Here is a 19,167-nt window from a genome sequence, read left to right on the forward strand (position 1 = left end):
GATTCTTCATAAACCTGCAATTGGTAAAAAAAAGATTTTTATCATGCTTTTGATAATAGATAAATTTAAGAATATACCTATATAACAGCATATCGGTATAGCAATTCTAAGCTTACAGGGATTAGTCTCTTGTTATATTGATAGATTGGCACATTATTTCTATATTTGCAATCAAATTTTTCCGTTTTGAAAGTTTTCAAGAATTTTACAGATTATTCTTCATACAAGCCTTTAGCATTATCTTTGGGCATGTTTGACGGGGTACATCTCGGGCACAAGAGTATTATCGATGAACTGACTAAAGTAGGTACAGAAAACAATCTGGAAACTGCTATTCTTACTTTTTGGCCGCATCCAAGGTTTGTTTTTAATCCCAATGAAGATTTAAAACTTCTGAATACATTGGAAGAAAAGAAACAGCTGGTTGAGAAATATGGCATTGATAATTTGTTCCTGAAGGAATTTGATGAGGAATTCAGAAATTTAACCGGAGAAGAGTTTGTACGTCAGATTTTAATTGATAAACTCAATGTGAAATACCTTATTATAGGATACGACCATTCTTTCGGAAAAAACAAAAGCGGAAATTTTGAGCTTCTTCAGAAATTATCCAAAGAACTTGATTTTGAGGTTGAGCAGATGGAAGCGATTAATATTCACGAAAATAATATCAGTTCCACGAAAGTGCGTAATGCCCTTTTAACAGGGAATATTATAGATGCCAACGAAATGCTGGGCTACTCCTACTCTGTTTCCGGAACGGTGGTTCATGGCAAAAAGATTGGAAGAACAATCGGATATCCAACAGCCAATATTGATACGGAATCTATAAAGCTTCTCCCTAAAAAAGGAGCTTATATTGTAGAAGTATTTGTGAAAGGCAACCAATATAAAGGAATGCTGAGTATCGGGACCAATCCTACGGTAAACGGAGAAAAACTCACTGTGGAAGTTTATATCCTTGATTTTGATGATGATATTTATGATGAAAAGATTACCGTAAGTTTCAGAGACTTTCTTCATGACGAAATCAAATTTGAAGGTCTTGAAAAGCTGATTGAAAGGCTGGACGAGGATAAAAGAATAACAAAAGAATTCAATTTTTAAAATAAATAAAGGCTATTCATCACCGAATAGCCTTTTTGTTTTATTTCAATACTTTTAAGTAGAGTTTCTGAGGTTCACTACTCAGTTTCACATTCGGAAACTGCTTGTCGTAGTCAATAAATATATCTCCTTTTTCATCCGCTTTTCCATTTCCATCAGAGTCCCAGCTTATTGTTACGTAGTATTTTGCAGGTCCTGCAGGTTTTGGATTGATCTTGCTTTCAGCATCTTTAGGTACTGGCAGGTCTATCGTAAACGGTACAGATTTCTGCTCGTATTCTTTTTCTGTAATCAAGGTGGCAGGAGCATCTGCTAACTTTTCATCCATTCCGTACAAACTTACTTTCAATTTTGGATTTTTAATCGTAAAATTCTCTGCTCCTGAAAATTCTAGTTTAATATTTTCTGAAGCCGTTTCGGAAGCTGAAGCAACAGGAGCTGTGTTTTCAGCTGTATTTTTCTTCTCTGTTTTGGTGCAGCTTGACAGCATCAATGTACCGGCTGCCATCAATAATAAAAGGTGGTTTCTCATTTGTTCTCTATTTTATTAATGTTGAATCTATATTTCACTGATATTAGATAACAAATTCCGTACCTCAATCTTTTTTATATTTTATAAAGAATTCACTTCGTTCTGAGCCTTTTTTGTAAGGGATTTGAAAACCAAATCATAGGACTGGTCAATAAGTTTAAAGATCAAATCTCTTTTCAATCCGTCTACTGTTACAGAATTCCAATGGGTTTTATTCATATGATAGGCACCTGTGATCTGCGGATATTGCTCACGAAGCTCAGCGCTCCACTCGGGATCTGTTTTTACATTAACCGCTAAAGGCTGTCTTTCAAGCCCCATTAATAGAAACATTTTTGTATCCACTTTCATTACAAGTGTTTCATTATCAAAAGGAAAACTTTCCGTAACTCCTTTTTTGGCAAGACAGTAATCTAAAATTTCGTTGGCATCCATGTAAATTATGAGTAATGAGTGATCAATAATTAAGAATGATTGTAAATGTTATTTGATATAATCTTTCAATCTTTAATTCAAATTTAGTAAATTTAAGAAAGAAATAATCTCACAAAATCACAATTATTATGAAAGCTTTGGTAATAGGTGCTACAGGCGCTACGGGAAAAGATTTGGTCAATCAGCTATTGAATGACAAAGAGTTTGATGAAGTGGATATTTTCGTTAGAAAACCCGTTGATATTCAAAACGATAAGCTAAATATTCATATTGTAAATTTTGAAAAACCCGATGAATGGAAAGATATGGTGAAGGGAGATGTTGCCTTTTCTTGTCTGGGAACTACTCTAAAGGATGCCGGGAGCAAGGATGCCCAGAAGAAAGTAGATTTCAATTATCAATATGAATTTGCAAAGGCCGCCAAAGAAAATGATGTGGAAGATTATATTCTGGTATCCGCTTATGGAGCGAACCCACAATCAAAAATTTTCTATTCCAAAATGAAAGGCGAACTGGAAGAAGCTGTAAAGCAGCTGCATTTCAATAAAATAACCATTTTCAAGCCAGGAATGCTTGAAAGGAATAATTCGGAAAGAACCGGAGAAGTATTGGGAAGCCGTATTATAAAATTTGCGAATAAACTTGGGCTCCTGGAAAGCCAAAAACCTCTGCCAACCAATATTCTGGCAAAAGCAATGATTAAATCTTCAAAAATAAAAAGCAATGGCTACTCCAGTATAAAACTGGGCAATATCTTTTGTTTTGCTGAGAAAACCAATGAATAGTTAAAAGATTCGAGGTACGAGGTTGGTGTTAAAACTGAAAACCTTCTTATTAATTTCCCTAAACCCTAAATCCTGCTACCTGCCACCTATTAACAAATTACTTCGTGGTTTTACTATTCATTTTTTGCCCTAATTTTTCATATTCGATATCATTAGGTTCCCAAAGTTCTATTTTGTTACCTTCAATATCCATAATATGGATGAATTTTCCGTATTCATAAGTCTCGATCTTATCAACAATCGTTACCTCTTCTTTTTTTAGCTGTTCAACTAGTTTTTCAAGATTTTCCACCCGATAATTAATCATGAAATCTTTTTCAGAAGGCTGGAAGTATTTTGTTTTTTCACTGAAAGGACTCCATTGGCTAAATCCTTTTTTAGAATTATCAGCTCCCTGATACCATTCAAAAACAGCTCCATATTCGTTGGTATTAAGGCCTAGATGACTTCCGTACCAATCTCTCATTTTTTTAGGATCTTTACATTTGAAAAAGATTCCGCCAATACCGGTTACTCTTTTCGTTTCATCAGACTTATTTCCTGTAACGGCTTTAAAAGCAAATCCTAACATAAAGGAAGCCAGGACACAAAGGGTAAAAATTATTTTTTTCATAAAGAATCATGTATTGGTTTTACAATAAAAAAAGTGGATGTAAACACCCACTTGTAAAAATATACTTTTTTATCTTTATTTCAGATATTTTGTAATTGCCTCATCCGTAGGCTTTGTAGTACTTACAAAAGAATCGATCAGCTTTCCGTTTTCATCAACCAGGAATTTGGTGAAGTTCCAAAGAATAGTTGTATTCTTTACTCCATTTAATTCCTGTTCTGTTAAATATTTAAAAATCGGTGCTGTATCATCTCCTTTTACAGAAACTTTAGCTGCCAAAGGGAATGTCACTCCGTAATTTTTCTGACAGAAAGCTCCAATTTCAGTGTTGGTTCCGGGTTCCTGTCCTCCAAAATTATTGGCAGGGAAACCTACTACGACCAATTTATCTTTATGTTCCTCATATACTTTCTCAAGATCTGCATACTGAGAGGTAAATCCACATTCTGAAGCGGTATTGACAATCAAGATTTTTTTCCCTTTGAAATCAGCAAAATTGATTTCTTTACCGTCAAGACTTTCTACGTTGAAGTCATATATTGTTTTTCCCATAAGTTCGTTGGTTTTGGCTTTAGAAATTTCACTTTTTTGATTGGTGCAGCTTTGCAGGAATGCGATAGAAGAAAGCAGCAGTAAAAAAATTTTCTTCATTTTTTTTCGTTTTGTACAGCCAGGCTGCAGTTGAACTAAAACTTAAAAATATTAGCCGGGAAAACTTTGTTGATGTCTACTCTGTTTAGCAACATCACATAGTCTCCGTCTTTTTTTGTACTTGAAGATTCAATTCTGAAAGGCATTGTAAAGTTTCCTACTTTTTTAAAATCGGAATATACCAGCGTTTCATCTTTTTTCACTTCTTTTATCAGCATATAAGTTTTTGTATCAAAATAATACATATTCTTATTGACATTCTTGGTAAGTTCTACTTTATGGCAGTAGATCTCTCCTACTTTTTCTTTTCCAAGGTATTTGGCATCAAATCCTTTATTTTCCCAGTCTATGAAGTCATTATCAAAGCTTTCCGGCACATATTCAGGATATTCCTGAAGTTTATTGGCGGCATAGTTCATTGCATACCCTTTGGTTCCGTCAAAACCTTCAATTGCATTTTCTTTTCCTCCGGTAGTAATCAATGTTTTGGTAAGATTTGGACGCTGCTGAAAAATTCTTATTGGATATTCATCTTTGATTCCCAATACCACTTTTCCCTGAAGCAGAACCGAATTCAACAATTTCCAATTGGTTAACCCTCCGGATAATTCAATGTTTTTGTCTATAATTTCCTTTGCGGTCTGCGCGAATGTCAAGTGCGAAAATATCAGTCCAAATACTAATAGTAACTTCTTCATTAATTTTATTTATAAATTCAAATATAGGGGGATTTATGTAAAATTGCAAAAAAGGTGAAGGGCACAATCAGCGAATTGGCTTTTTGACCTTCAGCATTCTTTTAAATCAACTTTCTGGCTTTTTCAAGATCTTCCGGTGTATCGATGCCTACTCCTACGAAATTGGTTTCTATCATTTTGATTTTCATTCCATATTCAAGATAGCGGATGCATTCTATTTTTTCGGAAATTTCCAATGGTTTCATTTCCAATTTTGAAAACTGCAGCAGTGCTTCTTTTCTAAAAGCATAGACTCCAATATGTTTAAAATAGCTTACATCATAGGAAACTTCTCTATGAAAAGGAATTGCAGAACGGCTGAAATACAGAGCAAAACCATTGTTATCAGTAATCACTTTTACATTATTAGGGTTTTCAATCTCTTCTTTTTCATGCAGCTGTATTTTTAAAGAAGCTAAGGAAATTTCCTGTTGCTCATCATGCTTAAAAACTTCAATCAGTTGATGTAAAGGTTCCAGTTTAAGGAAAGGCTCATCTCCCTGAACATTGATCACGATATCGCAGTCTATATTCTGTACTGCTTCAGCAATACGGTCGCTTCCTGTCTCATGCTGTCCTGTCATTACAGCTTTTCCCCCGTTTTTTACGATTTCATCAAAAATAATTTCTGAGTCTGTTGCCACAAAAACCTCATCAAACAGTCCTGTTTCCACTACATTCTGATAAGTGGTGGTGATAACGGTTTTTTCTCCTAAAATCTGCATTAGTTTTCCCGGAAAACGGCTTGCTTCGTAACGTGCAGGAATAACAGCGATTATTTTCATTCAATAAAAATATTAAGTAATTCTCTTTAATTCAATAGGTTTCATTCCAGTCTTTATAAAAGCTGTAATGATCTTTTTATATTGAGATCAAATGTAGTGAAAAGTATCTTATTTACTCTACAAAACAGAGATTTCAGCAGTTTAGAAAGAGAGTTTTACCCCTACCATATTATATTCCCATTGGCGGGATGCTGTAAAGTTGAGATTATATTTTGTTTTTCCTATCGTTCCTTCTGATGAAGTATATCTGCTTTTTGATATGGTTTTACCAATAAAATACCCCATTAATAAGGCTAATGGGTAATCTGAAGCCCAGTGAACTTTACTTTGCATCATCTGAAAGCATAAAGCTCCTGCTAATGTATACCCTACCGGTTTTATCCATACTGCATCCGGGTAATTGTCTGCAATTACCGTGATACCCGCCATAAATGTCGTTAAGTGCCCGGATGGCATTGCATCATAATTTGAGGTATTCTTCCCAAATTCTGAAAAACTTGGAAAGGGATTCCAGGCTCCTCCTTTATTACCGTTGATCTCTGCAATAAAAGGGCTTTCTCTTCCGGTAATTCTTTTAATAGTTTGAGTGAAAACTCCGGAAAGAATTAAACTTTCCATCAAGCCACTGGCTGTAGCTTGTGCTCTATAGTCATTTTTGATCAAACCATAGGTTCCAAAACCAATTCCCAGCAAGACTAGTGTGGAACCATTACCAATCAGGTATAGGGTAGATCCGATATCTTTAGGAATTTTAAAGACGCCAGCCACTTTGTTGTAGTTATTATCCTTATCCATTCCCCATCTTTCTCCCAACTCTCTTGAATTATCAATTAGTTTTTGGTCAAATGGCAGAAGAATCAAAGTACTTGCAACGGCTCCTCCCAGGTAATAAGCATGATCTTTGGCTACGAAATCTTTATTTGTATTGATAAAGTTTCTGGGTAATTTGGTTACAAAATCAAATAATTTGGGTTTGGGGTAAGTTCTGACAGAACCGTCTTTTAAGGTGTAGGTCTGTACTTTTGGTAAATCAACTTCCTTTGGTGGTTCTTTTACCTTCAGTGTATCAACCTCTTGTGAGCATACCAGTATTGAAACTGGTAAGAGTAGAAATCTCAGTTTTTTCATCGTGTAATTTTCGACTTTATTATATTTAGGTGTGTGTAAAAGCCCAAAGTTAGTTCCTAGCTGAGTTTAGAACAAAATATTTATTTAATTTTTAATATTTATTTAATTTTTTTACATGAAATACTGTAATCTGATGGGTTGTTTAGTTAACATACTTGATCAAAAGAATAATTCCATAAATCAAAAAAACATATAATGAAGAATATAAAAATCCGAATCCAAGGCTTTTTACTATGTTTCCTTTACATTTTCCTGAGTTTTTAAATACCAATCTCAAAGCCCGGAAAAAAATCCGATACAACATAGCTGCCAAAAATAAGACGGATGACCAAAAGAATAGTCCAAGAAAATATAAAAGGAATATCAGTACAATAGAAAATACAATCCATACAATAACAGAAAGTATAGCACCTCCTATTCCATCTCGCCTACAGCTGGAGAGTCAAAATCAAATGTATCAATTTTGGGGGTTTTATCAGAATACCGTTTTATTCTTTCTTGGGTTAAAATACTTCCTACATTGTCTTTAATTTTAAACTGTAATACAACTCTATCCGGCATGTAATAAGGGTAAAATCCTGGAAGTGGACTGATAAAAAATGACTAAAATAAAGCTGATTGATTTTGCGATATAAAAGAATGAAGCTGTCCTTTTGGACAGCTTCACATTTTAGTTTTCGATTGAATTATTATCTTTTTTAAAAGCCTCAATCATTTGATCTCTTCTTTCCTTTGTAAGAGTTTTACTTTGTGGATACGGATTATTTTTAAATTCTTCTCTCTTTTTAATATACTGTTCCTTTGTTACCGGAATTCCTTTCTGTAAAGGTTCAATTTCAACAGCTTTTTTTACAATTCCAACCGCTTTAAATGAATGATATTTATTTTCATCGCTAACTTCTAAAATTAAACCAGTCAGACCTTTAAATCTATATGGTCCTTCAGAAATTGGAATATCTTTAGTGTACCAAGCTGTAAAAACTCTATTACCGAATTTTGTAGTAGCCTTATTACACTTATATCCAAGAATAGTTTTTACGTCTTTATAGTTAGTATCCCAATTCAAATAAGTGTTTTCAAATGTAAAGAAGTCACGATTTATATTAGATGTAAAATAAATTTTAGAATCTTCCCTATATACAGAATATCCCACTTTATATTTTGGTAGTTCAGCAGCTTTAATTTCAACGTTACTTGATGTTTGAGCAGCAACAGTTGCTTTTTTTACCGCTTCTCTTGCAGCTGCATATTGTTGACTAAAAAATATCGAAGACTTGGAATTAAAATCTAAAAGCATAAGCTCTTTAAACCGATGATTTGGGTCCGTGTCTGTTGTGTCCCTAACAAAAGAATATTCATATTGAACTTCGAGTTCTGAAATCGACTTATTACTTTTTTCTTGGGAAAACAAATAAGTAAAAGAAAGTAGTAATATTATTAAAAAGTATTTACGCATCGTAAAGTTTAATTTATTCAATTACCACATTCCTGCCATAATAGGGTTAGTAAAAGGAGCAGAACATTCATCCTCCATTTGTTGCATGTCGGTCAAAAAACAATCAGGTGCATCGTTTGGACCGACTTCAACAGTTTGTGTATATCCACAAGATGATGTAAGGGTAATTGGATGGTAGTAATACATTGAAGCAAAAGTAGCCTTTACTTCTTTAGTTTCTGTTTTAACTTCGGTGCTCTTTGCACTTACTAATCCTGCAACACAAATTGTTCCTAATAAAATCATTTTTTTCATAATTGTTTTTTTTAATGATTAGTTATTAATTTAAAAATCAACTTGAAAATATAAAAATAAATCAAACGATAAAGGATTTATTTTTTATGTTAAATCGCTCGATATGATTTACTTTTACATAGCTATAAATAATGATTTATTTTCATTTACAGTAATCAGTAAGGTTATAATAAAAGATTTTTTCAGGAGTGTTTAAACTTGGTTTAGAACGTCATTAAATTAAAAAAGATCTCTAAGTGGATACCGTTATATTATTGTTGTAATTGTAAAGGCATTTTCGGGGCATTTGGTTTTGAAAATTGTGCACTTTTGATTTTCGTGATGATAATTTAATGAAAAAAAGCTTCAACTCCGCTCAGCGTGACACGGCTAATACGATTGGTTTGTTTTAACAATGTCATGCCGAACAGAGTCGAAGCATTTATTTTATGTAAAGATTACTTTAAATTGTTCAAAGCGCTTTCCAGTTTCGGAAGCATTACTTTGATCTCATCAACAGCCAATCCACCTACAGAAGCACGGAACCAAGGTTCAGATTTGTCTTCTCCGAAGGCTGAGAATGGTACTAGAGCCACTCCTGCTTCATTGATCAGGTAGAATACAAGATCTGAAGAGTTTTCAATAACTCCTCCGTCTGGTTTTGTTTTTCCGATATAGTCTAATTTGATGGTAAGATAAAGTGCTCCCATCGGCTCAATACTGTCTACCGAAAGTCCTTTTCCTCTTAAATCCTGAACTCCGTTGTGAAGAACTTTTAAGCTTTCTTCAAGCTTAGCTTTAAAATCGTCAACGAAAATATCTACATTTTCTGGGTTTTCATAGAACTTAGCCGTTGCTTCCTGTTCTGGTTTTGGTGCCCAAGCTCCAACGTGGGTAAGAAGTGCCTTCATTTTATCAAGGATATGAGAAGGACCGAATCCCCAACCTACACGTACTCCAGTTGCAGCAAGGCATTTAGAAATACCATCGATATAGATCGTATAGTCTTTCAATTCAGGAAAAAGTGATACGGGATCTACATGCTCAGCACCAAAAGTAAGGTTAGAATAGATCTGGTCATACATAAGGTATAACGGCTTTTCATCTTCTCCTCTTTTTTTGTTTTCAGCGATTACCAGTTCGCAGATCTCTGAAAGCTGTTCTTTTGTAAACATTGTTCCTGTAGGGTTCAATGGTGAACATAATGCTAACAGAACTGCTCCATCTAAATGAGGTCTCAAATCATCTGCAGTGGGAAGGAAATTGGTTTCTGGTTTTGTTTTTACTTCTACAGCGTTGGCTGAAGTAAGGTAAGCATAGTGATTGTTATTCCATGATGGTGTAGGATATATCACTTTATCTCCTTCGTCTACGATGGTTTTGTATACAGCATAGATCAATGGTCTTGATCCTGCAGTAATCAGGATATCTTCAGGAGAATAGTCCAGGTTCCATCTTTTTTTAAGGTCTTTGGAAACTTCTTTTCTTAAAGATAAAAGTCCGTTTGCAGGAGGATAGTTCGTCAGATTATTCTGATATGCTTTCTGAATCTCTTCCTTCAGCAATGCCGGAATAGGATAGATATTAGAATTCAGATCACCAATAGTAAGATTGGCAATTTCTGCTCCCTTTGCTTTTAGATCATTTACTTCGTTACCAATTTTTACAATTTCAGAACCGATCAGGTTCGCTGCTAATTTTGAAACTTTCACTTTTTTCTTATTTAAAATTTACTATTATTATCGTTCTCCATTAATTCTCTCATCTATTTGATCTACCGGCGTTTGTGCATCAAAAAGGGAGATTACTTCTTTTGCTTTTTTTGCGGTATTGGAATTCGGATATTTCTTGATTATCCTGTTGAATTCCGCTCTGTTTTCATCGTTTAGTTTTCCGGTTCTATTGTCCTGCTCTCTTTCGTAAGTGGGGGTATTATCCATCCCTAAAAGATAATCGGACAAATAGTAGTTATAGTCCTGTTTTACTGTTTTTATCAGCTTGCTCTTAGGATATTTATTCATAAAATTTTCCCAGAACATAAGCCTGTCTCCCAGCTGTTCCCAGGAAATTATCAATCCTGCATCCGCGGCATAATTGGTTTCACTTTCCTTGTCGGTCTTTGAAATATAGGCTTCATAATCCGGAGTCACTTTATTTTTAAAAATAGAAGAATAATATCCCGGAATGGTCCATATTTCGGTCATTCCTTCCCCTACTTCCCTAAATTCAAGACCTGCTTTTTTCAGTTCTGAAGCAATTTTTTTAACATTGTCCGGAAGATTGTACTGATCCTTATCATAATTATAATAATTCACATATTTATCCAAAACATTGCTATGCAGGTTCATCAGACATTCTGTATACTTGCTTCTTATTTTTATATAATCCTCGTATACTTTGTCATTCTGTTCCGGACTGTTTCCAGCCATCTCTTTGTCGATTTTGGTACGGTACCATTGAAGAGATGTAATATAATCCTCCGTTTTGCTGGTGGATGAACAAGCTGTGTCTATGGGCTTGTACAGATCTTCTTTGAATTCTGTTTGAGCAATCGAATTGTTTACCGGTTTTACTTCCGAAACTGCAGCTTCCTTTTTACAGGAAACTACAGCTGCAGATAACAAGCAAACTGCTATTATTTTTTTAATCATCTGCTTTTTTCAAAGAATTAATCCAGTTTCAAATCTGTTTTAACGGCTCCGATTTTAGCTTCCAATGATTTTAATTTATCTCTGAAATCTGCTTCTGAAGTAATGGAATCCTTCACTGAAACATAAAACTTAATTTTTGGCTCTGTTCCGGAAGGTCTTACGCATACTTTCGTTCCATCCTGAGTGTAATAGATCAATACGTTAGACTTCGGAATATCGTTCATTACTTTTTTCTCATTTGTAGAAATGGTAAGACTTGTCTGTTCTTTGAAATCCTTCACTTCTTCTACTAATGAACCTGCCAATTCTTTTGGTGGATTCTCACGGAAGTTTTTCATCATTTCCTGAATTTCTTCAGCGCCTTCTTTTCCTTTTCTTACAATGTTTATCAATCCTTCATAATACATTCCAAGGTCTTCATAGATCTCGATCATATACTGATACATTGTTCTTCCGTTGGCTTTGCACCAAGCTGCAATTTCGCAAGCTAAAAGGATACTTCCACAAGAGTCTTTATCACGAACAAAATCTCCGGTCATAAATCCGAAACTCTCCTCACCACCACACACAAATTTCTGTGTTCCTTCTGCTTCGCGGATCATTTTTCCAATCCATTTGAATCCGGTAAGACCTGCTTTACATTCTACGCCGAACTTCTGTGCAATATCAAAGAAAATATCTGAAGTTACGATCGTAGAGCCGATAAATTCTTTTCCTGTAATTCTTCCCTGCTTTCTCCATTCGTTCAGAATGTAGTAAGTAAGGATGGTATTGGTTTGGTTACCGTTCAAGAGCTGCATTTCGCCATCAAGATTTCTTACCGCAATACCCAATCTGTCCCCATCCGGGTCTGTTCCGATCACGATATCGGCATTGGTAATTCTTGCCAGATCCATTGCCATTTCCAATGCTGCAGGCTCTTCCGGATTTGGAGAGTCTACTGTTGGGAAATTTCCGCTTGGGATCATCTGCTCTCTTACAAGATCTACTTTTTTGAATCCTGCTTTTTCCAACGCTTTCGGAATGGTAGTATAGGTTGTACCGTGGATGGATGTGAAAACAATATTTAAATTTTCTTTTCCAACATTCTGATACGTAGAGTTTTCAAGACAAGCATCGATATAAACATCATCCTGCTCCTCTCCGATCCATTCGATCAGATCATCATTTCCGTTGAATTTAATTTCTTCAAATTTTACAGAATATACTTCATTGATAATCGCTTCATCATTAGGCGGAACAATTTGTGCCCCGTCATTCCAATATACTTTATAACCGTTGTATTCCGGCGGGTTGTGAGAAGCCGTTAATACAATTCCTCCGTTACATTTTTTATCACGAACTGTGAAAGACAATTCCGGAGTTGGTCTGTGATCTTTGAAAAGCAATACTTTGATTCCATTGGCTGTCAAAACATCCGCTACCAGTTTCCCAAATTCTTTTGAGTTGTGACGAACATCATAAGCAATAGCTACTTTGATTTCTTCTCCTTTGAACTGCTGCAGCATATAGTTCGCCAATCCTTGTGTAGCCTGTCCTAATGTATATTTATTCAAGCGGTTGGTTCCTACTCCCATTATTCCACGCATTCCTCCTGTCCCGAATTCCAGCTCTCTGTAGAAAGAATCTTCCAGATCAGGGGAATTGCTGTCGATCAATGTCTGTACAGCATCTCTCGTTTCTTTATCGAAGGTATCACTTAACCAAAGTTTCGCTTTTTCTAGTGTATTCATATTTATGTCTAAGTTTTTTAAGCTGGAAGAAGGAAGCTGGAGGCTGGAAGTTATATCGTGCCTAGTTTCAAAATTCCGGCTTTATTTTATTTTTATATTATTTTATTTTATCAATTTTGTTGGAAGCAAATTTCTAATTTTGAAAACAAAAGGTATGAAAAACTAATATTTCTCCCATCCTCCAGCTCCAGACTTCCAGCCAAATTACTCTTTTATTTGATTTCTGAAAGCAATAATTTGATTCATTAAGCTATAGCTTTCATTATATATTTCACTAAATTTTTCTTCCGTAATATATTTTCTGTTTTTTGCTTTATATAAACAAGTTACTGTTTCTGCCAAAGAACGAATTGAATATCCTAAAAATTTTTTAAATTCTAATTTTGACTGCAAAATACATCCTTCAGAAATATTAAGAGCAATAGAGTCTGATGCTCTTCTTATCTGAGAGGTAAGATTAAAGGTTTCATTCTTTGGAAAATGTTGGGATAAATTAAAAATAATTTCTCCAAATTCCATAGATTTCTGCCAGATAATCAATTTCTCAAATTTAAAACTCATATTTTTCTTAGGTTGGAAGAGGGAAGCTGGAGGCTGAAAGTTATATCATACTTGGCTTCAAAATCCCGGCTTTATTTTTATTTTATTTATCAATTTTGTTGGAAGCAAATTTCTAATTTTGAAAACAAGAGGTATGAAAAACTAATATTTCTCCCATCCTCCAGCTCCAGACTTCCAGCCAAAGTTATTGTAATTTCTTATTCTCAACTTTCGTTGTCTTATCAATTTTGAACGCTCTGATTGGATCGTTATAATAGATAAATTTTGCAGTGTTCTGAACATGTCCTTTCAAAGAATCTTTTACATTTACCTCTGCATAATTCCCGTTTTTAGAATCGATATTCAGGTTGGTAATTTTCCAGTAAGGAGCAATTAAACTTGCTGTATCTGAGATTTTTATAACAGCATCTTTGGATAGTCCCAGGAAGTTGGCCCGGCTTCTGTTGTGCATTTCCAATTCTGCTCTTCTGGTGTTGACAGACCCCATGAAACTTGCATTATTTTTCATCGTAAGCCTGAAATTATCGGTTTTAATTTCGCTAGAAATATTCACTTCTACAGAGTCTGCAACCGCTACTTTTTCCAGGTTATATTTTGAATAAATGGTCACATTATAGAAATCAACTCCCTTTGTTCCTCTTTTTTCTTTAATAAAAAGTGTTTTGTCTTTTACATCAACATCCAGATTGCTCGCCACATTTGGATAGGTTTCTATTTCAACAAAATTCTTAGGTCCTCTGGCATAGAAAACACGAAATTTCCCTTCCAGATCAAGGTTTACGAATTCTGATACATCCACATCTTTCTTTTCAATATTTCCTTTTGGAGAAACTTTTCCACAGGAAACTACTGCCACCAGCATCAATGTGTATAAAACTTTTTTCATATGTAATTTTAAATATTCTTTATTACAATTGCAACGATATTTATTGAAATTCTTAGAAAGTTTTTTTCACGTCTCTCACAGAACTTTCAATATTATGTTGAACAAAAATAGGATTAAAATTTCTAAAAATCTTTGTCTTTTGACAATAAAATACCTGATAATTTTCAATTTTTGGCTTTTCAGGAAAAGACTATTTCTTTTTATCTGATATGTTCAAGAATACAAAAAAGCACTCTGCTGCCAGAGTGCTTTTTATTCTATTTCATTATTAAACTATAATGATTGAAACAAGTATCGCTTTTTTGTTTTAGCTATTTTCAATTGAAGCAGTATAAATTACTGAAAACAAAAGAATTGCAACTATAACCACAGCAATAACTAAAGGTTTCCATATTGCTTTCTGAGGATATTTTTCTTCATCCGGAAAATATTTTGGCATAAAATAATATGAAAGCAAACACCCTCCTCCAAGACCACACAAATAAGCAAGTGAACTTTTAGGATTATCTGGAATATTTACAATAATTGCAGTAACAATTGTTAGTAGAATAGAAATTGCCAACACAGTATACGCTTCTTTCTTTTTGTTAACCTCCATTAGATTTTGGTATAACAAAACCCCTCCGAAAAGAGTTGAAAGAAAAATAGAAAATCCTAAAATAGCTTTTTTAGAATAAATTTTGGGCAATTTTTCTTCCATTATATCACTTCATCAATATTATAATTCTTGTGCTCGCGGTTTGTTCTGATAATCATTTCTCCTAAGAATCCTGCTACAAACAGAAGACTTCCCATAATCATCATTGTTAAGGCGATATAGAACCAAGGATTATTGGTTATTAAATGTCCGTATACTCCTCTGGCAACATCAATCAGTTTGGAAATACCTAACCAAAGTGCTGAAAGAAAACCGACAATAAACATTAAGGTTCCTACTGCTCCGAAGAAATGCATTGGCCTTCCCCCGAAACGACTTACAAACCAAAGGGTTATCAAGTCCAGGAACCCTCTGACAAATCTTTCGGTTCCAAATTTTGAAGTTCCGTAAGGTCTTGCCTGGTGCTGTACTTCTTTTTCAGTAATTCTTCTGAAACCTGCATTGGCAGCCAATACCGGAATATAGCGGTGCATATCTCCGTATACATCAACAGATTTTACAACCTGTCTTTTGTAAGCTTTCAAACCACAGTTGAAATCATGAAGATAAACTCCTGAAACCTTTCTCGCTGCTGCATTGAATAGTTTTGACGGAATATTTTTCGTCATTACATTATCAAAACGCTTCTTTTTCCAACCGGAAACGATATCATAATTATCATGAATCACCATATTATACAGTTCCGGAATTTCTTCAGGGAAATCCTGTAAATCGGCATCCATGGTAATGACTACATCACCGTTTGTTCTTTCAAAGGCTGCATGAAGCGCCTGTGATTTTCCATAATTTCTGGAAAATTTAATAGCGTGGATCTGAGGATGCTGTACTTTCATATTCTCAATAATGCTCCACGACAAATCCGTACTACCATCGTCTACAAACCAGATTTCATAAGATAAATTGCTGGTTGTGCATACTTTATCAATTCTTGAAAAAAGCTCTTCCAGAGAGTCTTCTTCGTTCAGTAACGGAATAACTATAGATAAATTCATTTAATTTTAATAAAAATTATTCTTGATTTGTTTCTTCGGGCTGATGTATCGTTCTTGTTCTGAAAAATGCTCCGAAAAACACCGACAAAACTACGTAAAATATAAGAATTGCTGCAAAATATCCTGAAAAATGGCTTGCGGTAAGCATATCTTTTCCTTTAACCGCCTCAGGAGTGAAGCTTTGTACTCTTTCTTTGTACTTCTGATCCAGCTCATCAATATCTTTCTGATGCTTCATAATTTTTCTTGCAGAAGTATATTCTGTATCCAATTCTGATTTTTGCCTTTGAACGTATTGATAGTTCAAGAGCTTTTTTGCAGCCGGATCTACAAAGTTTAAAAAAGCATAAATACTGAAGATGGAAAGAATTCCTCCGACAAACATCGGAACAAATGCTCTTTTGAAAGCATCTTTGAATTTTACCACTCTATGGTTGTTCCAATGTGATTTTACAGACCAGAAAGCAGCACCTGCATACAAAAGAGGCAGCACAAAAGCATTGGCTTTCAAAGAGATATCAAAATAATTGATTCCTGAAAAAAATGTATACACTACAAAGAAAACGATCATTGTAGCGATAAAAAGTATAATTCCTAGTGTTGATGGACTTTTCGTCATGTTTAAATTTTTAGAAAAAAGTTGAAAAATTTTCTCTCTAAATGTCAAGGGTTTAGCTTTACCACTGCATTTTTTCGACTAATTTTTTCTAATAAAGTTTTGAAGTTTATAAAATATTCCTACCTTTGCAACGGCAAGTCCTAAACAACCAGCTCCTGAGAATCCTCCAGGGTGGGAACACAGCAAAGGTAATTGGTCGTAGCGGTGTGATTTAGGTAGCTTGCCATTTTTTTTTGGTTTAAAGTGAGAAGAGAGGTAATTTGATAATTATCTTTTTTTGTTTTTAATACCTTACGCATCATTTTCATTTTTCTAATTTTCAGATTACTTCCGATCTCTTTATTGATTAAAATTCGAACGTCTCGCCTAGTTTTGGTAAAACAAGTTCTACATTTTTATCTGCAAAATGCTTTAATGCACTTTCGTGGTTGATTTCAATTGCAGGGAAAGTATCAAAGTGACAGCCGATTACTTTCGGTGTTTTCAACAGCTCTGCTGCTGCAAAAGAAGCTTTTCTAGGGCACATTGTGTAGTGGCTTCCGATGGGAAGTATAGATAGGTCCAGATTTCCGTATAGTCTTGGGAAAAGCTCCATATCTGCCATTACTCCTGTATCTCCTGCCAAATAGATATTCTTACCTTCAGGTAATCTGAAAATATATCCTACAGGAACGCCTCCATAGCTTCCATCCGGGAAAGAACTTGTATGGTGAGCCGGAACCATGGAAATTTTAAGATCGTCGATTTTTGCCGACCCTCCTAAGTTCACATCGTCTCTATTTTTAGCCTGCGTGAAATACGCGCATACTTCAGGAACTCCAATGATGGTAGCTTCCGGATAATGCTGCAATACTTCTCCTACATCTGCAATATGATCACCATGTGCGTGAGTCAACAGAATATAATCGATTTTTTGCGCGGAAATATCAAACCCTGATTCCGCTTTTTTGTAATTGTAGAAAGGGTCACTCAAAATAGTCTTGTCTTTGTATGTAAACAAGAAACAATTTTGCCCTAAGAATTGTATTTTCATTTTAAATTTAGTTTCAATTATTATTAAACACAAATGACTCAAATAATTTCACAAATAGCACAATGAGAGTAGTGACATTTGTGAAAGCATTCGTGCCATCTGTGTTTTCTTTAATTTATTATTTCGATGGGAATTTATCCTCAATCAGTCTGAGATTAATCCCATGTTCCAGATAGGCTTTGCAACCATCTAAAACAGTCGTAAAACCACCTGTATTGTCGTTAATTACTTTTAACAGATCTTCGCCAGTCTGGCTGAATCCGTAGCTTTTAATCACAACAAGAGTCCCCTTCTCCATGGTTTTAAATTCATAATCTACGTTTGTTGAAGGCTCTCCCCATTCTGTTTTTATCAGCTGATTAGGAATAATCTGATGTACTTTTACGGCATTTTTTACTCCGTACATTTCCCATTCCCAGGTAACGGTCTTGCCTTCCTCTAATTTCCCGGTAGATTTTGTAAACCAGAAATTAGTGGTTACTTCAGGATTGATAAATGCTTCAAAAACATCTTCAATCGGTTTTCTGATAAGCATTTGAGCTTCAACATAGATCGTAGAACTCATGGTGTAATATTTTAGATTTAGTTAAATAAATTCAGTCCGGCTGCTGTAAGGATTGCCATTACAAACGTCATGATCCCTACCTGCTTTAAATACTGATCTAATTCTTTCGGTTCTTTTACCGATAAAATCTTTCTTCTTAGTTTCGATAATGGGATCAACAGGATCATTACGATGAACACATAATAATTTTGTTCCTGCATAAATCCATTTATTCCTAGAAATACAAGGATCAGTAATAAAGGAAGCTGTAACAGAACCATTTCATAGATCATTGCATTTCTGAATCCAATTCTCAATGCAAAGCTATTTTTTCCTGATAATTTATCACTTTCAATATCTCTCATATTGTTAAGGTTCAGAACAGCCATACTCATCATTCCTACTGCTGTTCCGGGTAATAACATATCCCAGCTGAAAGTTTTTGTAAACAGGAAGTAGCTTCCACATACAGAAACAAGTCCAAAGAAGATAAATACGAAGATATCTCCCAATCCCATGTATCCATAAGGTTTTTTACCTACTGTATATCCAATAGCTGCCAGAATACTTGCCACTCCTAATCCTATGAAGATATAGAATTCATTCATATAGTTTGGAATGAAAGCAACATACAATAAAGCAATGGTCGCAATGAAAGATAAAGCTGAGAAAAGAATCACTGCATTTTTCATCTGTTTTGCTGTAATTTTTCCTGATGCTACCGCTCTTGCTTCCGCTTCATTGATTCTTTTGGCATCGGTACCTTTTATTCCGTCGCCGTAATCATTGGCATAATTTGATAAAATCTGGTATAGAAGTGTTACCAAAAGGGCGAGCGCAAAAATCTTCCAATCCCAGGTTCCTCCTTCTCCGTAAAGTCTCCATTTTGCAATGAAAGCTCCCATAATAATTCCGCTTAGTGAAAGCGGTAAAGTTCTTAGCCTTGCGGCTTTTATCCAATCAGTCATATTATTTTAGATGTTAGATA

Annotated in this window: 23 protein-coding genes and 1 other RNA gene; 3 read left to right on the forward strand and 21 right to left on the reverse strand. The window is 34.7% G+C overall.

The annotated features are described in order from the left end of the window. Nucleotides 1–186 precede the first annotated feature (186 nt). Nucleotides 187–1,107, forward strand: coding sequence for a bifunctional riboflavin kinase/FAD synthetase (locus DBR39_RS06985; protein WP_124531717.1), 921 nt, complete (start codon nucleotides 187–189; stop codon nucleotides 1,105–1,107). Nucleotides 1,108–1,147: 40 nt separating this feature from the next. Here DBR39_RS06985 and DBR39_RS06990 read toward each other — a convergent pair whose 3' ends face one another. Both DBR39_RS06990 and DBR39_RS06995 read right to left on the reverse strand, forming a co-directional pair. Beyond that, nucleotides 1,148–1,639 (reverse strand): YbaY family lipoprotein, encoded by a 492-nt coding sequence (locus tag DBR39_RS06990; RefSeq protein ID WP_228447783.1) that lies wholly within the window; start codon nucleotides 1,637–1,639, stop codon nucleotides 1,148–1,150. Nucleotides 1,640–1,720: 81 nt separating this feature from the next. Beyond that, nucleotides 1,721–2,074: an MmcQ/YjbR family DNA-binding protein gene (locus DBR39_RS06995; protein ID WP_103232277.1), complete on the reverse strand. Its 354-nt coding sequence runs from the start codon at nucleotides 2,072–2,074 to the stop codon at nucleotides 1,721–1,723. Between the two features lie 128 nt (nucleotides 2,075–2,202). On the opposite strand from DBR39_RS06995, the gene DBR39_RS07000 reads away from it, so the two are divergent. Further along, a complete protein-coding gene (locus DBR39_RS07000; RefSeq protein ID WP_124531719.1) occupies nucleotides 2,203–2,859 on the forward strand; it encodes an NAD(P)H-binding protein in 657 nt (218 codons plus the stop codon). 97 nt (nucleotides 2,860–2,956) lie between these two features. Here the strand turns inward: DBR39_RS07000 and DBR39_RS07005 are convergent, their stop codons facing one another. The 16 genes from DBR39_RS07005 to DBR39_RS07075 form a co-directional block, all read right to left on the reverse strand. After that, nucleotides 2,957–3,472: a VOC family protein gene (locus tag DBR39_RS07005; RefSeq protein ID WP_317127284.1), complete on the reverse strand. Its 516-nt coding sequence runs from the start codon at nucleotides 3,470–3,472 to the stop codon at nucleotides 2,957–2,959. A gap of 75 nt (nucleotides 3,473–3,547) precedes the next feature. Beyond that, nucleotides 3,548–4,123, reverse strand: a complete 576-nt coding sequence (locus DBR39_RS07010; RefSeq protein WP_103232275.1) for a glutathione peroxidase — start codon at nucleotides 4,121–4,123, stop codon at nucleotides 3,548–3,550. A 35-nt stretch (nucleotides 4,124–4,158) separates the two neighbouring features. Beyond that, entirely contained in the window at nucleotides 4,159–4,821 is a 663-nt protein-coding gene (locus tag DBR39_RS07015; protein WP_124531721.1) for a histidine kinase, read from the reverse strand. Between the two features lie 101 nt (nucleotides 4,822–4,922). Continuing rightward, a complete protein-coding gene (gene kdsB / locus DBR39_RS07020) occupies nucleotides 4,923–5,645 on the reverse strand; it encodes a 3-deoxy-manno-octulosonate cytidylyltransferase (RefSeq protein WP_124531723.1) in 723 nt (240 codons plus the stop codon). A gap of 141 nt (nucleotides 5,646–5,786) precedes the next feature. Next, entirely contained in the window at nucleotides 5,787–6,773 is a 987-nt protein-coding gene (locus DBR39_RS07025) for a phosphatase PAP2 family protein (RefSeq protein ID WP_103234485.1), read from the reverse strand. 414 nt (nucleotides 6,774–7,187) lie between these two features. Further along, nucleotides 7,188–7,334, reverse strand: coding sequence for a hypothetical protein (locus DBR39_RS24195; protein ID WP_185147145.1), 147 nt, complete (start codon nucleotides 7,332–7,334; stop codon nucleotides 7,188–7,190). Nucleotides 7,335–7,443: 109 nt separating this feature from the next. Beyond that, the gene (locus DBR39_RS07030) at nucleotides 7,444–8,229 is read right to left on the reverse strand and encodes a GLPGLI family protein (protein ID WP_124531725.1); all 786 of its coding nucleotides are present in this window, start codon (nucleotides 8,227–8,229) and stop codon (nucleotides 7,444–7,446) included. 21 nt (nucleotides 8,230–8,250) lie between these two features. After that, nucleotides 8,251–8,523, reverse strand: a complete 273-nt coding sequence (locus DBR39_RS07035; protein ID WP_124531727.1) for a hypothetical protein — start codon at nucleotides 8,521–8,523, stop codon at nucleotides 8,251–8,253. A gap of 437 nt (nucleotides 8,524–8,960) precedes the next feature. Continuing rightward, nucleotides 8,961–10,214 carry a pyridoxal phosphate-dependent aminotransferase gene (locus DBR39_RS07040; protein WP_124531729.1) on the reverse strand — a complete coding sequence of 418 codons (1,254 nt, stop codon included), beginning with the start codon at nucleotides 10,212–10,214 and terminating at the stop codon, nucleotides 8,961–8,963. 27 nt (nucleotides 10,215–10,241) lie between these two features. Continuing rightward, on the reverse strand, nucleotides 10,242–11,153 hold the full coding sequence (locus DBR39_RS07045) for a hypothetical protein (protein ID WP_124531731.1): 912 nt from the start codon (nucleotides 11,151–11,153) through the stop codon (nucleotides 10,242–10,244). Between the two features lie 17 nt (nucleotides 11,154–11,170). Next, nucleotides 11,171–12,886: a phospho-sugar mutase gene (locus DBR39_RS07050; RefSeq protein WP_124531733.1), complete on the reverse strand. Its 1,716-nt coding sequence runs from the start codon at nucleotides 12,884–12,886 to the stop codon at nucleotides 11,171–11,173. A gap of 204 nt (nucleotides 12,887–13,090) precedes the next feature. Continuing rightward, entirely contained in the window at nucleotides 13,091–13,447 is a 357-nt protein-coding gene (locus tag DBR39_RS07055) for a four helix bundle protein (protein WP_124531735.1), read from the reverse strand. A gap of 184 nt (nucleotides 13,448–13,631) precedes the next feature. Then, nucleotides 13,632–14,333 (reverse strand): GIN domain-containing protein, encoded by a 702-nt coding sequence (locus tag DBR39_RS07060; RefSeq protein ID WP_124531737.1) that lies wholly within the window; start codon nucleotides 14,331–14,333, stop codon nucleotides 13,632–13,634. A gap of 307 nt (nucleotides 14,334–14,640) precedes the next feature. Continuing rightward, the gene (locus DBR39_RS07065) at nucleotides 14,641–15,033 is read right to left on the reverse strand and encodes a hypothetical protein (RefSeq protein ID WP_124531739.1); all 393 of its coding nucleotides are present in this window, start codon (nucleotides 15,031–15,033) and stop codon (nucleotides 14,641–14,643) included. Continuing rightward, nucleotides 15,033–15,983, reverse strand: a complete 951-nt coding sequence (locus DBR39_RS07070; RefSeq protein WP_103234278.1) for a glycosyltransferase family 2 protein — start codon at nucleotides 15,981–15,983, stop codon at nucleotides 15,033–15,035. The genes DBR39_RS07065 and DBR39_RS07070 overlap by 1 nt, the downstream gene beginning before the upstream one ends. A 16-nt stretch (nucleotides 15,984–15,999) precedes the next feature. Continuing rightward, nucleotides 16,000–16,602: a DUF4199 domain-containing protein gene (locus tag DBR39_RS07075; RefSeq protein WP_124531741.1), complete on the reverse strand. Its 603-nt coding sequence runs from the start codon at nucleotides 16,600–16,602 to the stop codon at nucleotides 16,000–16,002. Nucleotides 16,603–16,733: 131 nt separating this feature from the next. On the opposite strand from DBR39_RS07075, the gene ffs reads away from it, so the two are divergent. Then, nucleotides 16,734–16,831: signal recognition particle sRNA small type (gene ffs / locus DBR39_RS07080), an RNA gene on the forward strand. Nucleotides 16,832–16,948: 117 nt separating this feature from the next. Here the strand turns inward: ffs and DBR39_RS07085 are convergent. From DBR39_RS07085 to menA, 3 genes are all read right to left on the reverse strand, one after another. Continuing rightward, complete coding sequence (locus tag DBR39_RS07085) at nucleotides 16,949–17,635, reverse strand: metal-dependent hydrolase (RefSeq protein ID WP_103234280.1); 687 nt, start codon at nucleotides 17,633–17,635, stop codon at nucleotides 16,949–16,951. 118 nt (nucleotides 17,636–17,753) lie between these two features. Beyond that, entirely contained in the window at nucleotides 17,754–18,200 is a 447-nt protein-coding gene (locus DBR39_RS07090) for an SRPBCC family protein (RefSeq protein ID WP_124531743.1), read from the reverse strand. Between the two features lie 17 nt (nucleotides 18,201–18,217). After that, nucleotides 18,218–19,147, reverse strand: coding sequence for a 1,4-dihydroxy-2-naphthoate octaprenyltransferase (gene menA, locus DBR39_RS07095; protein ID WP_124531745.1), 930 nt, complete (start codon nucleotides 19,145–19,147; stop codon nucleotides 18,218–18,220). Between the last annotated feature and the right edge of the window lie 20 nt (nucleotides 19,148–19,167).

It is taken from the genome of Chryseobacterium sp. KBW03, assembly GCF_003852415.1.
In the GTDB taxonomy this organism is placed as follows: domain Bacteria; phylum Bacteroidota; class Bacteroidia; order Flavobacteriales; family Weeksellaceae; genus Chryseobacterium; species Chryseobacterium viscerum.